Source organism: Nocardiopsis coralli, assembly GCF_014892575.1.
Lineage (GTDB): Bacteria > Actinomycetota > Actinomycetes > Streptosporangiales > Streptosporangiaceae > Nocardiopsis > Nocardiopsis coralli.
In genome coordinates, this window is record NZ_JADBGI010000003.1 from 17,114 (window position 1) to 30,217 (window position 13,104).

General features: G+C 71.8%; 11 protein-coding genes and 1 pseudogene. 5 read left to right on the forward strand and 7 right to left on the reverse strand.

All coding sequences use genetic code 11. The annotated features are described in order from the left end of the window. Positions 1-69 precede the first annotated feature (69 nt). From IDM40_RS03515 to msrA, 4 genes are all read right to left on the reverse strand, one after another. A complete protein-coding gene (locus IDM40_RS03515) occupies positions 70-921 on the reverse strand; it encodes a hypothetical protein (protein ID WP_193120449.1) in 852 nt (283 codons plus the stop codon). A 283-nt stretch (positions 922-1,204) separates the two neighbouring features. Continuing rightward, a complete protein-coding gene (locus tag IDM40_RS03520) occupies positions 1,205-1,804 on the reverse strand; it encodes a hypothetical protein (RefSeq protein WP_193120450.1) in 600 nt (199 codons plus the stop codon). A gap of 405 nt (positions 1,805-2,209) precedes the next feature. Beyond that, positions 2,210-3,331 (reverse strand): hypothetical protein, encoded by a 1,122-nt coding sequence (locus tag IDM40_RS03525; RefSeq protein ID WP_193120451.1) that lies wholly within the window; start codon positions 3,329-3,331, stop codon positions 2,210-2,212. A 201-nt stretch (positions 3,332-3,532) separates the two neighbouring features. After that, entirely contained in the window at positions 3,533-4,192 is a 660-nt protein-coding gene (msrA, locus tag IDM40_RS03530) for a peptide-methionine (S)-S-oxide reductase MsrA (RefSeq protein WP_193120452.1), read from the reverse strand. Positions 4,193-4,318: 126 nt separating this feature from the next. Between msrA and rarD the strand changes: the two are divergent. From rarD to IDM40_RS03555, 5 genes and pseudogenes are all read left to right on the forward strand, one after another. Then, positions 4,319-5,209: pseudogene (gene rarD, locus IDM40_RS03535) on the forward strand (EamA family transporter RarD); the annotation flags it as partial. A gap of 521 nt (positions 5,210-5,730) precedes the next feature. Further along, complete coding sequence (locus tag IDM40_RS03540) at positions 5,731-7,059, forward strand: hypothetical protein (protein ID WP_193120453.1); 1,329 nt, start codon at positions 5,731-5,733, stop codon at positions 7,057-7,059. 230 nt (positions 7,060-7,289) lie between these two features. Next, positions 7,290-8,753 carry a hypothetical protein gene (locus IDM40_RS03545; protein WP_193120454.1) on the forward strand — a complete coding sequence of 488 codons (1,464 nt, stop codon included), beginning with the start codon at positions 7,290-7,292 and terminating at the stop codon, positions 8,751-8,753. A 256-nt stretch (positions 8,754-9,009) separates the two neighbouring features. Further along, positions 9,010-9,189, forward strand: coding sequence for a hypothetical protein (locus tag IDM40_RS03550; protein ID WP_193120455.1), 180 nt, complete (start codon positions 9,010-9,012; stop codon positions 9,187-9,189). A gap of 288 nt (positions 9,190-9,477) precedes the next feature. Further along, positions 9,478-9,711, forward strand: coding sequence for a hypothetical protein (locus tag IDM40_RS03555; protein ID WP_193120456.1), 234 nt, complete (start codon positions 9,478-9,480; stop codon positions 9,709-9,711). A gap of 634 nt (positions 9,712-10,345) precedes the next feature. Here the strand turns inward: IDM40_RS03555 and IDM40_RS03560 are convergent. The 3 genes from IDM40_RS03560 to IDM40_RS03570 all read right to left on the reverse strand — a co-directional run bounded on the left by IDM40_RS03560 (position 10,346) and on the right by IDM40_RS03570 (position 13,079). Further along, positions 10,346-11,065 (reverse strand): hypothetical protein, encoded by a 720-nt coding sequence (locus tag IDM40_RS03560; protein ID WP_193120457.1) that lies wholly within the window; start codon positions 11,063-11,065, stop codon positions 10,346-10,348. Between the two features lie 44 nt (positions 11,066-11,109). Beyond that, a complete protein-coding gene (locus IDM40_RS03565; RefSeq protein WP_193120458.1) occupies positions 11,110-11,856 on the reverse strand; it encodes a hypothetical protein in 747 nt (248 codons plus the stop codon). 218 nt (positions 11,857-12,074) lie between these two features. Beyond that, on the reverse strand, positions 12,075-13,079 hold the full coding sequence (locus tag IDM40_RS03570) for a polyprenyl synthetase family protein (protein WP_193120459.1): 1,005 nt from the start codon (positions 13,077-13,079) through the stop codon (positions 12,075-12,077). Positions 13,080-13,104 lie beyond the last annotated feature (25 nt).

Below are 13,104 nucleotides of genomic sequence, written 5' to 3' on the forward strand. Positions count from 1 at the left end.
ACCGCGAGGACCGCGTCCCGTCGGGTGCGAGCGTGGCTCAGAGGCTCAGAGGTTCAGAAGCGCTGAGGTTCAGAGGCTCCGCATATGCGACAGGAACTCGGGGTTCGTCACATTGTCCCAGTCGTCCGCGCAGCGCTCCTCCCACCCCCATTCTCCGAGGACGGTGTCGAGCTCCCACTGCGATCGGTGGACCACGCGCCCGCCGTGCAGCAGCTCGACACTTTCTGCCCACGGACCGCCGTGCTCCACCCAGGTGCGCAGGGCCTGCGGCTCGACCCGCAGCGCTTCCCAGGGGTAGGTGGAGGGCGAGGTCGGTGTGGCCAGGGCCGGGGCCGGGTCGCCGGGATCGGCATCGCCGAGCGACGGATCCCACACGACCTCGCGCGAGTTCGGACCGGCCCGTTCGATGTCGGTGCGGTCGTTGTTGCTCAGGTACTGGCCGAACGCACGGGCGCGCCACACTCCGTCCCCGATCGTTTGCCAGGGGCAACCGAGGTCGGGCAGCACCTCGGTGATCCCGTGCGAGCCCTGCGCCTGGGCGCCCTGCGCATCCTGCGGGCCCTTGGGGCCCTTGATGCGCACCTCGTCGAACGCGTACCGACAGGGACCGAGCTCCTCACGCTCTGTTCCCCGATGGAGGATGAGCAGGTCCCGCTCCTGTCCGTCGTTACTGAAGCGCTCCCACATGCAGGCGTAGTCTTCGCGGCGTTCCTCCCAGAACTCGTAGAAGGCGCCGTTCTTGCCGCAGCCCGACTGGATGTCGAGGAGACTGCCGTCCGCGGCAAGACGGACGACCACCGGGACGTTGTAGGAGCCGCGGTCGCGGAGGATGCGGGCGATGACGTCGTCGGCCTCGCTCCGGCTGATGCGCTGTCCGGGGGTGGGGACGAGGCGGAGCGCGTTCGTGTAGATGTTGGACACGCCACCTGCCTACCGCAGCCCCACGTCAAGAGCGCACCCGAGCCCCGCGACCACCGCGACGACCCCGTCGTGAACGGGCGAGACCCTGACCTGGCCCGGCCTTGACCTCCTGCTTGAACGAGGGGGCGGCCTCCAAGCAAAGAGACGGCCCCGGTTCCGTGGTGGAACCGGGGCCGTCGTGGGTCGGGACCGGTCGTGCGTGAGCGGGGATCACACGGTCGGTGCCCGCCCGGGGGTGGTCACACCCCTGTGGTCCTTGTGGTCGGTATCGTCCGGGTGGTCTTTACCAGAGGTAGTCGACGATCGCCTCGGCGTCGTCCATCTGGTGGTGGTAACGGTCGGGGTAGGCCGAGCGCTGGACGTCCTGGGCGACGGTGCCGCCGGCCTCGTCCTTCCAGCTGTCGTCGGGGAAGACGACCTCGAGCTCGTCGAAGAAGGCGTCGGTGGCCCACCCGGCGTCCAGGCGGTCGTCGGCCGAGCCGTAGTGGTCGCGCTGCTGGAACAGGCCGACGCTGTCGCGGTCGCCGCCGTTGTAGTTGTTCAGGTGGGTCTCGACAATGACGGTGGACATGGCGATGGCCGCGGCTTCCTTGTCCATGTCGCGGTCCTGGGAGGCCTCGACGACCTCCTTCGCGCAGGTCGCGGTCCGGGCGTCCATCTTGCCGGCCATGTCCTGGGTCAACTTGTCGTTGAGGTCGTCGGCGGCCTTTTCGGCGGCCTCGGTGAAGGTGCCGTCGGTGTCGTCGAGGCTCATCTCGACGGACATGCAGCCGTCGGTGTCCTCGTCGCTGCTCTCGTCAGCGGCTGCGACTCCGGGGCCGGCGAGGAGCAGGCCGCCGCCGAGCAGCACGCCCGATGTCGCAGTAAACACAAACTTCGGCATCGATTCGATAAAAGGCATACGTGCAATGTAGGGCGTGACCTGGATTTTGGTAGTGGTTGGGGCCACATCGGATACGTGTGATACGCGACTCCCAACACGAGCAACCATGCGGGGCCCTCACAGCGTCTTTATCGCCCCTCGTTTGACACCGAAGATGCAGGTCGGCCCGCACACAAGGGGATCCCGCTCCCCGGCCCCCTCGGCTCGGACGGCCGGACCGCGCCTTGACGGCCCAGGAAAATCTCCGGCGGGACAACCGGAGGTCACGCGCAGGGTCAAGGAAACAAGACGAAGACCGGCCGGACCCACCCCGGACGGGCCCCGGACGAGCAAAGCCCCGGGCACTCACATGCGATGCGAGCGACCGGGGCTTGTCGGGTCGTGAGGGGAGTTCACCCCGAGGGCTCAGCCAGGTGACGGCTGCTTGCCGGATGAACACAGGTCTGCAGTGGAGTCTGCGGTTTCCAGAGCATGGAGAGAGGTGTACCGCTGGCGCTGGGTGAACGCTGTCCCTCGGCCGACAACGGTATGCGGCAAACACACCGGCAGTTGACGGTGCCGGGGGTCGCGTCCGTGAGTGAGTAGGAAGACCTGGTAACGACCTTCGGTCCACCCCTGGGCACGGGATTCTTCGATCACATCGGCGATGCGCTGATCGCGGCCGTCCTGCGAAGCCCGCAATCGAGCTGACGCAGCCGTGGTCCACTCGACATGGTCCCGCCGATGCACCACCATCGGCACGTCCAGCTTGATCTCCTGGTCGGCGTAGAAGGCGATCCGGTCTACTTCACGGAACGTGCGGCCCGCCTGACAGACGTAGGCATGGCACTTCTCGTAGAGCGGCCACGCTTGCTTGGCTGCGACGACGACCGTGTCCTCGACTTGGACCGGACGATCCCGGTAGAGCTCCAGCACCCGGCTACGCCTCTCAAGCCAATCCGCTACCTCCGGATCCATGTACCGGGCCAGTCGGAAGATCCTTCGCGTCTCGAAGGGCACGTCCACGTTCAACATCGAGTCGTGGTGGGCGATGCGGTTGCGGAACTTGCGCACCGCGTCCAACTCGAGCGCCACGTCCTTCCGACGGCCAGAGGCATGAGGAAACGCCCTGTGCAGGCACTCCCGCCACAGGTCCTCATACTTCGTACCGAGGAGCGCGGACCAGAAGCCGAAGGTCAGCCCCGCTACGATCTGGTCCCGCGATTCGTTCTGTTCCCTTCGCAGCCTGGCCCGCTCCTTCTGGACGGCTTCAGCGACCCGATCTCCTACAGGGGTGGCCCGCAGGAACCACGGGATCCCGCACCGCTCTTCGTGGAAGTGCTCCCGGAGGCGGTCGTCGAGGGTATTGCGGAGGAGAACCTCGAGGTGCCCGATGTCCTCGAACGCTGCTGCCGCAGTGCGCGTGCTCCATTCGTACACCGCGAGCGCTGCGAATCTGCTCCCTCCGGCCTTCTTCAGGTACGGAGCCATACGGGGTTCTGACAGGCGTTTCCAGACGATGGACACGGCATCATCGACATCGGGCATGAGGTGAGGCTATCCTGGACCAGAACGCCCCGGTGATGCCTCTGACACAAGCACCCGGGGCTTTTTCATGCCCGGGCCCACAGCCCTCACACGAAAAAGCCCCGGCGACGCCTGCGATGCAGACGCCCCGGGGCTCCTCCGTGTACGGCCGTGGCCACACGCCCTTGGGCACCCGGGGCACGTGCCCCGGGCCGGCGCGGATCAGCCGTCGGTGCGGGCGACGCCGATGGGGCAGCTCGCCCCGGTCCCGCCCATGCCGCAGTATCCGCCCGGGTTCTTGTCCAGGTACTGCTGGTGGAAGTCCTCGGCGAAGTAGAACGCGCGCAGCGGCTCGATCTCGGTCGTGATCTGCCCGTACCCGGAACGGGTCAACACCGGCTGGAACGCGTCACGCGAGGCCTCGGCCGCCTCCCGCTGGGCGTCGTCGTGGTACAGGACCATCGACCGGTACTGCGAACCGACGTCGTTGCCCTGGCGCAGGCCCTGGGTGGGGTCGTGCCCCTCCCAGAAGATCTTGAGGATGTCCGTGTAGGAGATGCGGTCGGGGTCGAAGACCACACGGACCGCCTCGGTGTGTCCGGTCAGCCCCGAGCACACCTCTTCGTAGGTGGGGTTGGGCGTGTAACCGCCCGCGTAACCCACGGCGGTGGTGATGACGCCGCCCTCGGCGCCCAACCGCCAGAAGACGCGCTCCGGACCCCAGAAGCAGCCCATGCCCAGGTCGGCGATCTGGGCGCCGTCGGGGTAGGGCGGGGCGAGCGGGGTGCCGAGCACGGTGTGGCGCTCGGGCACCGGCATCGGGGTGTCCCTGCCGGGCAGGGCGTTGGCTGGATCGACCATGGTCGTCTTTCTCCCGAACATGTCTCCAGGCTATCCGCCGGTCAAGGGCACGGCGGGGCCGCGGCCGGTGTGTGGCCGGGACCGTGGTCGTCCACAGGCGTGGGGCCGGGGGCAGACACCGGGAGGGTTCAGACCTAGGATCACAGGATGCCCGACTCGAACCGCGGCGTTCTCCTGGGTGCGAGCGCCTTCCTGTTCTGGGGCTTCGCGGCCCTGTACTGGCCCCTTCTCTCTGCGTCCGAACCCTCCGAGGTGCTCGCCCACCGCATGGTGTGGGCGCTGCTGGCGATGGCGGTGATCCTGCTGGTCACCCGCCGCGGCTGGGGGTGGCTGCCCCCGGTGCTGCGTGAACCGCGGCGTCTGTTGCCGGTGGCCGCCGCCGCGGTCCTGATCTCCCTCAACTGGTGGGGGTTCATCTACTCCGTCTCGATCCAGGAGACCCTCCAGGCCTCCCTCGCCTACTTCATCAACCCCCTCATGTCGGTGCTGCTCGGCATGGTCTTCTTCGCCGAGCGGCTGCGTGCCCTGCAGTGGGTCGCGGTGGCCCTGGGCACCATCGCGGTCGTGGTGATGACGGTCGCCTACGGGGCGACGCCCTGGTTGTCGCTGCTCATGGCGTCGTCGTTCGCCGCGTACGGCGCGGTGAAGAAGTACGTGGACCTCGACGGAACCCAGAGCCTGACCGTCGAGACCCTGGTGATGTTCCTGCCGGCGCTCGGTTTCGTGGTGTACCTGGAGGCGACGGGCACGGGCACGACGTTCTCGGTCTCGGCCGCGCACACGGTGCTGTTGATCGGCGGCGGGTTCGTGACGGCGATCCCGCTGCTGCTGTTCGGGATGGCCACCCGCCTGGTCCCGCTGAGCGTGATCGGGATGCTGCAGTACATCGCCCCGACGGGGATCTTCCTCATCGGGTGGCTGATCCAGGGCGAGGAGATGCCGGCGAGCCGTTGGGCCGGGTTCGTCCTGGTGTGGCTAGCGCTGTCGGTTTTTGTGTTCGACCAGCTCAGGAGTCAGAGCAAGGCCCGGGCGGCGCGGAAGGCACCCGGCCTGCCGGACGCGGAGGGCGTTCCGGGATCCCCGGACACCCCTGGAGCACCTGCGCCCGCGCGGAACCCGGAAGCGGGCTCGGAACCGGGGTCGGCGCCGGCTGGGGGTTCGGAGGGCTCTGATCCCGTGCGGGGCTCGGACCCTGCACAAGGTGCGGAACCCGTGCAGGGCTCGGATCCGGCGCAGGACCGTGGGCCCGCGCGGAACCAGGACCCGTTGAGCGACCAGGAACCGGCACGGAAGCAAGAACCCCTGGGCGACCCGGGCCCGCAGGAAACACGGCCCTCACCGAACGGGGTGCCCGCCGACCGGACCGAGCAGAGACACCCGTCCCCGGGCACCCAGGACCGGGCGGCCCGCTGCGAAGGCCCGTCGCCGTCCTCGGAGTGAGCGCGCGGGCTACCCGGGTTTCGGAAACCCGAAACTACGATCGGTGACGCTGTGCTAACGTGCAGTCGCAGCCGCGGGACGCCCGCGCAGACCGTACCGCTCCCCCGGAAGGCCCATCCATGGCTGACGCCGGCCGCACGGCCCACGCCCCTCGCGTGGTCACCGCCGTGCGCCCGGCCGCCGCGGCCGTTCTGTTCCCCCTGTTGGCGGCGGGTTTCCTCGCCGTCCTGTGGTTCCTGGGCGGAGCCCCCGCGCACGCACTCGACCTGAGCGGGGCCACGGGTGGTTCCGGGTCGGGGGCGCTCGGGGCGGCCACCGGTGACGGCGAGGCTGACGGCGACCGCAGGGACACGGACGGATCCGGGGATACGGGGCTCGGCAGCAGCGCACTCGGCAGCGGCACCGGCCTCGGCAACGGCGGTTCCGTGGAACCCGGGCCCGAGGTGCTCGGTTCCGGACCTGCTGCTCCGGAGCTGTCCGACTCGGGCACCCCCGGGTCGGACCACCCCAGGTCGGGCACACACGAACCCCACGACCCCGAGCCGGACGGCTTCGACGCGGACTGCTCCGGCGGCGGCCCCTCCGACACGGGCTCCGCCCATCACGGGGGTCGCGGTACCGATGGCTGCGGCTCCGCGCCCGACAGCACCCACGGAACGGGCTCGGACGAGAGCGGTCAGCACAGCGCGACCGACGGGTCCGACGACGACACCACCGGCAAGGTCACCGGTGCGCTCGAGGACGAGAGCACCGACAGGGCCGACCAGTCCACCCACGGCATCACCGAAGAAGTCACCGCGCCCGTGACCGAGACCCTCGGCTCCGTCCACCAGCGCCTGAGCGACCCCGACCACACCCCCGACAGCGGCGGGCTCTCCGACGCCGGCCTGACCGTCGCGGAGGTCGGCGAGGGCGCACGCCGGGTCGTGGAGGGCCTCGAGCACACGGCCGAGCGCGGCTCCGCCCCCGGAACCGACCTCGCCTCCGCCCTCACCGGTCAGGGCCTACTCGCACCCGACGGCCTCACGAACCGGCCCACCGCCACCGCCCCCGGCGACACGACCGGCGAGCACGGCGACAGCGACGGCCGCGACCGCGACGCCGACGGCGCGGCCCGCACCGCCCAGGACACCGACCACGGAATCACCGGGTTCCCGACCGGCAGCGAGACCGTGCCGGCCTCCGTGTACGGCGACGCCACCGCCCAGGGGGACTCCGCCGCGGACCCCGAACCGCGCGCCGCCGGGGACGACCCGCGCCCGTCCCACCTGAGCTCGGCCCCGAACACCTCCGCCCAGACCACCGGCGCCGCAGCACCGGGCGTCGCCGGGTACCTGACCTCCTCCCCCGTCGCAGGCCCCGCCTCCACCGCCGTCCGCGCCTGGTCGGACGCCCCGCACGGGATGCCCTCCGACCCCGCCGACGACCCCACGGTCTCCCCGGACTAGCGGGCCCCCGCACGCCGCGGCAGCACGACCGCGCGCGGACCCGCCCCCAGCCGTCCTTCCTCACTTCCTGGGGGCTGACCTGAGTCCCGTGCCGATGTTCACGGGGTTCACGTCAGCCGGTGGTCCGATGCGCCTCCGACGCGCCGACCGGCTGTGACCACGGCCGCCACACACCGCGCGGCCGCCCCGAACACACCACGCAGCACTGTCCGACCAGGGAAGGAAGACCCATGTCGCAGTCCCGACGTTTCACCGCGAGGACCGCCCTGCTCGCCGCGAGCACGGCCGGTTTCGTCGCCCTCGGTTCCGGTCTCGCCGGAGCCGACACCCTCGAGCCCAACGCCCTGGAGTCCGCCACCGAGGAGGTCGGTCCCATGGCCGAGCGGCTCCTGGTGGAGAACGTCGCGCCCACCGTCAACAGCCTCGTGCCCGCAGGGGCCGGGCCCGCCGCCGGTGACGCCCTCGACGAGCTCCAGCAGACCGCGAACGACCCGGACAAGCCCGCGCCGGACCTGGGCGCGGCCGTGCCCGAGGGCGAGGTCACCCTCGCCACCCCGGTCGGCGACGCCCCCAACCCGACGTCCACGCTGGGTGACACGCTCTCCGAGGGCCAGGCGATGACCGGCCTGGACGGCGACCCGCACGACACGGTCGGCCACGACGCCGGCGCCGCGGTCGAGGAGACCGCGCAGGGGGCCGGGGACCGCGTGGAGGAGACCGGCCACGGCGCCGGGGAGACCCTCGAGGGCGCGGCGACCACCGTGGTCCCGCAGGCCGCGCACACGGTCATGGACGTGCGCGACCGGGTGGTGCCGCAGTCCGACGACCTGGAGCAAGTCACCGCGCTGCCCGGGGAGGCGGCCGACCGCATCGGCGCGCCGAGCCTGCCGCAGTCGGGCGAGCTGTCCGACCTGACCGCCGAGAACTCGCTCGAGATCGACCAGGTCCTGCAGGACCCGCTGGGCCAGGGATCCACGGTCCAGCAGAGCGCCTCCGGCCCGGAGGTGCCCAACGTGTGGGACCTGCCCGGCGCGTTCGGCGTGCACGTCCCCGACTCGCTGCAGGAGGTCGTGGAGTCCAACCCGGTCACCGACGACAACTACGTCAGCCTCGGCGAGGAGGACGTGCTCGGCATGGTCGGCAACACGAACTGGGACTGGGAGGGGCAGGAGACGCTCCCGCAGTCGGACCCCCACTGGGCGGACCTCGGCGCCCGCAAGCCGAGCAACTTCGCGGCCCTGAGGCCGTCCGGGAACCTGGGCGGAAGCGCGACCGTGGGCCAGGCCGCCGATCTGGGCGGGACCGCTGAGTCGGCCACGGACGGGCTCACCCCGGAGGGCGTGGAGACCTTCTCCCTCAACGGTCCAGTCTCCGAGACGAGCATCGACCCGGCCGACAGCGAGCTCGAGCCGGTGCTGGAGGCGGCCGAGCCGGTGACCGGCCAGGTCGAGGAGACGCTGCCGCAGACCTCGGAGCTGGGCCTGCCGCAGGTCGCCGAGGGCGTGGACGCCGGGACCGTGGAGGACGTCACCGAGGGCCTGGGCCAGGGCACCGACCTGGTGCACGAGATCGACCTGAGCGACCCCATCAGCATCTCCGGGGGCACCGAGGAGCAGGAGACGCCGGAGGGCATGGTCGAGCACCCGACCGTCACCGACCTGCCCGGTTCCGACGCCCTGCCCGTCGTGAGCTGATGCCCGTACGGGGGCACTGACAGGGGGCCGCCCGGGGGTGCGGGCCCGGGTTCGACCAGGGCTCGACCCGGGCTCTGACCCTCGCACGGCCTGCGGCGCCGTCCGGCGATGTCGGACGGCGCCGCACGTTTTTTCCGGTTCAGGACCTTGGTCGCACAGAAGTCGGGACGAACAACACCGTTCCCGAGCGCGAGTGACCTGAGTCATGATCGAATCGGGGTGACGCACCCGCACCGGAACGCGAGGAGGCACCGGGATGAAGCAAGAGCGCGAGGATGTCGACCCCGACGACGAACCGCTGACGGAGGAGGAACGGCGGTTGGACGAGATCCAGGCGCGCGGGCTCCGGGAACGCCAGGCGGACCAGGAACGGGCCGGTCACCGGTTCGACCTGTTCGACGACTCCGAATGGGGACCCGGCCCCACCCAGGACTGACCCACGGGACCCTCGCACGGGTGTCCGGTGCGGTCGGCACGGTGGCGCACGGCCGGTCACGTGGCGGGCGGACGTACCGCTCGGGCGCGTCCACGTCCGGCCGATTCCGCAGACCCCCTGACAGCAGGGCTCTGCCGCTCTACTCTGGAACCCTCTGCCCCCAGGCCTGAGCTCAGGCAGGTGCAGCGGGCGGCCCCGGGACACCGCCGGCAGCCCGAGGCAGTCGAGGACCGGACACGGCACGCCGCCCCGCACGGCGGGGCCGCAACGTTAGGTGTGGTGACGACGATGAACAAGCCGTCCGACAAGGCGTCCGGCCCGGACGACAGCACCGGCCGCGACCACGAACCCGCGTTGGAGCAGCACTCCGCGTCCGACCCCGATTCCCCCCTCACCCCGGCCGAGCGCCGCATGGAGGAGCGCATCGGCAAGTGGTTGGAGAAGGGGCGCGCGCGTGAGGAACGTGCCCGCGCCGCAGGTCTGAGCCAGGAGGCCGCACGGGAGTCCTGGACCTGGCGCTGACCCGCGCGCTGCCCCCGGATCCGAGCACAGATCGACGCCGATTCCCCCGGGGCCGTAGGTGCCCGACCGGTGCGGAGCGGCACCGCAGGGACCGGGGCATCTGAGCAGGTACTCCCCGTAGCCCGGTGCCACCGGACCCACGGGAACCCGACCAGGGCGATACGCCCCCAGGACCCACAGCACCCCGTCTGCCGCTGGAGCCGTGTCCGGGCGCACGGGGGCCGTGTCCGGGCGCACGGGGGCCGACCCCGCGCCACGAGCACCGGGCGTTCCGGAGACAGGGTCCACCGCCGACTGCACGCTTCATGCCGGCCCCGCTCGTGTCTGCCGTCTGCCGTGGATGGTCCGGCCGTTCGGGCCCGGGTCACCCGAGCCACGACCAGGCAGGCCGGTCTCCACAACCCCGACGTGTGGATGTCTCCCCAGCCCGAGGGAAAGCGACTGGGACCGGACACCCCAAGGCCACGGGATCACTGCCGACGCGAGACGCCCGGGAACGCACCACGGCGCCGCACCGGCCGAAGCACCTCGTGCTGCGCGCCCGAACCCGGCACCCCGGCACCCCGGCACCCCGGCACCCCGGCACCCCGGCACCCCACGAGAGCGTGACCTGCCGACGGGGCGGGTTCCCCCGTCAGTCCCCCGTCAGGCGTTCCACGTACGCGCGGTACTCGCGCAGCACCAGGCGCAACGACTCGGTGTCCGGCGCGCCCGATCCCGTGTCCGCGCCCGCGTCCCAGACTGCGCGCAACCGCGCGCGGCGCTCCTCGATCCCCGCGACGACCGCCTCGGCGACCTCCGCCGCCAGCGCGTCCGCGTCGCGTACCGCCTGCGCGGGGTCGTCCACGAACCCGCCCTGGGCCCCGGTCCAGCGTTCCTTCACCCGCGCGAGGTCCATGCCGTGCGGGACGACCCGCCACGGCTCTCCCTCCCACGGCCGGTCCGAGGCCTTCGCGGCCGAGCCCTGCGGAGCTGCTTCCCGCCCGGACGGCTCACGCTGGGCCGGCGCACGCCGGTCCGGTTCCTGCGCCTGCGCCTGCTCTTGTTCCTTCGAGGGCGTGAGCGGACGGTTCTTGCGCGCCGGCTTGCGGCGCACCGGCCTGCGCCCGGGGCCCTCCCCGGACGGTTCGGGGGAGGCATCGGCTATGTGGGCCCGGACGGTCGCGGGTTCCTCGGGCTCCGCCCCCGCTCTCGGGGTGTGGCCGCTCTCCGGCGTCCCGGACCCGACCACCTGGCCCTGGACCACACCCGGCCGTTCCGGGCCGCCCGCACGTTCCGCCGGGCCCTCCTGTCCCGTCCCGGACGTGTCCGTGCGCCTGCCGCCGCCTGCGGCCCCCGCCGGTCGCTCCGCCATCGTGCGCCTCCTCCTCTCGGCGCCGGCGCCCCGGCGCCCGTCGGTCACCGCTCCGCGGATCCGGCTCCGCTCACCGGACCGTCCTCACCCTCGGGGGATCCCTGCTCCCGTCCCGGCTCCGCCGCTCGTTCCCTGTCCGCCGCGGAGCCGGAGACCTGTCCCGGCCCGCCGGCCTCACGCTGCTCCGGGTTTCCCTCGGACCCCGCGTCCGCCGAGCGCACGGGGCCCGGCCCACCCAGGAGCGCGCTCACCAGTCCCCGGTAGGCCACCAGCGCCTCGCGCAGGTCCTCGGTGCGCGCCCGGTCCGCCTCGGCCAGGCGTCCGGCCGCGTGCGCACGGTGGAAGTCGGCGACCGCGCCGGGGTGGTCCACCGACAGGTCCTTGGCCCGCTGCTCGAACGCCTCGTCGCCCTCGCCCCGGTCGGGGTAACCGAGGTCGGCCATGATCGTGTCGGTGAGGCGGCGGGCTCGGCGAGCCGCTCCCGCGGGGTCGTCCACGAACTCCTGCTGGACCTCGGCCCAGGCGTGTGTGTGGCGTTCCCGCTGCTCGTCGGTGAGGTCCCGCAGGTCCGTGCCGGAACGCTGCCGCAGCCGCTCGGCCAGGTCCTGCTCCGCGGCGGCGGTGTCACCGTGCTCGCGCACCGCGTGGTCGTACTCGTCGCCGAAGCGCTCCCGCAGCCGGGCGGTGCGCCGGGCGGGCAGCACGGACCTCAACAGCAGGTACGAGCCGCCTGCCACCAGTAGGAGAGCCACGACCACGGCCACCAGGGCGACGACGGTTCCGGTATCCACCGCATGCACCTCCTGTGGACCAGGGACTGCCCCCGAAGGTGCCGGTCAAACGCCCGCCCGACGCGCCGGAACCCCTGCGGCGCCGAAGGTGCAGGTCGGGGCCCGGGTATCCGGATGTCTGGAGAACTCTCACCCCGCAGCGCGTTTACCGAACGCGCCCGCCGCCCCGAAAACAGAAAGACCCCGGAGCGCAGCTCCGGGGTCCCACGCGCGCGGTCTCAGCCGCTGCGCTCCACGACGTAGTCGCACAGGGACTCGAACGCCTCACGCGCGCGCCCCTCGGGCAGGGTCGCCAGCTCGGCGCGGGCCTTGTCCGCCCACCCGCGCAGGCTCGCGGCGGCCTCACCCATGGCCGGGTGCGGGCGCAGCAGCGCCAGCGCCTCCTCGGCCTCGGTGTCGTCGAGCGGGCGGCCCAGCAGGGAACGCAGCCGCTCGTCGGCCGGGTCGGTCGAGCGCAGGGCGTAGAACATCGGGAGGGTGAGCACACCCTCGCGCAGGTCCGTGCCGGGGGTCTTGCCGGAGTCGTCGGGGTGGCCGGCCACGTCGAGGATGTCGTCGGCGAGCTGGAACGCCATGCCGAGGGCGTCGCTGGCGCGGGTCAGGGTCCCGGTGGTCTCCGGGTCGACCTTGCCGAACATGCCGCCGAACTCCGCGGAGGAGGCGATGAGCGAGGCGGTCTTGTCGCTGATGACCTGCAGGTAGTGGTCGAGCGGGTCGACGTCGGCCTGCGGCCCGGAGGTCTCGCGCACCTGCCCCTTGACCAGGCGGGCGAAGGTCTCGGCCTGCAGCCGCACGGCCTCGGTTCCCAGGTCGGCGAGTTTCGTGGAGGCCTGCGCGAAGACGTAGTCGCCGGTGAGGATCGCGACGCTGTTGCCCCAGCGCATGTTCGCGCTCGGGCGGCCGCGGCGCATCTCGGCCTCGTCCATGACGTCGTCGTGGTAGAGGGTCGCCACGTGGGTGAGCTCGACGACCGCGGCGGCGGCGATGAGGTCGGGGGACTTCGGGTCGCCGAAGTGGGCGGCCAGCAGCACCAGCATCGCACGGAACCGCTTGCCGCCGGCCTGCAGCAGGTGGGAGGCTGCCTCGGTCAACAGGGGGTCGGTGGAGCGCACCGAGTCCGCCAGCATCTCCTCGACCTTGTCGAGGTCGTCCTGCACCTCACGGGCGAGGGAAGGGTCGACTCTCGGCAGAGCGAGAAACCCGCTCGGGACAGCACCGCTCACCGTAAAGCTCCACCTGTTGAACGGG

Coding starts and splice junctions, on each gene's coding strand:
- IDM40_RS03555 (WP_193120456.1), top strand. CDS start 9,478: ATGAACAAGCCGTCCGACAAGGCGTCCGGCCCGGACGACAGCACCGGC.
- IDM40_RS03545 (WP_193120454.1), top strand. CDS start 7,290: ATGTCGCAGTCCCGACGTTTCACCGCGAGGACCGCCCTGCTCGCCGCG.
- IDM40_RS03540 (WP_193120453.1), top strand. CDS start 5,731: ATGGCTGACGCCGGCCGCACGGCCCACGCCCCTCGCGTGGTCACCGCC.
- IDM40_RS03550 (WP_193120455.1), top strand. CDS start 9,010: ATGAAGCAAGAGCGCGAGGATGTCGACCCCGACGACGAACCGCTGACG.
- IDM40_RS03560 (WP_193120457.1), bottom strand. CDS start 11,065: ATGGCGGAGCGACCGGCGGGGGCCGCAGGCGGCGGCAGGCGCACGGAC.
- msrA (WP_193120452.1), bottom strand. CDS start 4,192: ATGTTCGGGAGAAAGACGACCATGGTCGATCCAGCCAACGCCCTGCCC.
- IDM40_RS03525 (WP_193120451.1), bottom strand. CDS start 3,331: ATGCCCGATGTCGATGATGCCGTGTCCATCGTCTGGAAACGCCTGTCA.
- IDM40_RS03520 (WP_193120450.1), bottom strand. CDS start 1,804: ATGCCGAAGTTTGTGTTTACTGCGACATCGGGCGTGCTGCTCGGCGGC.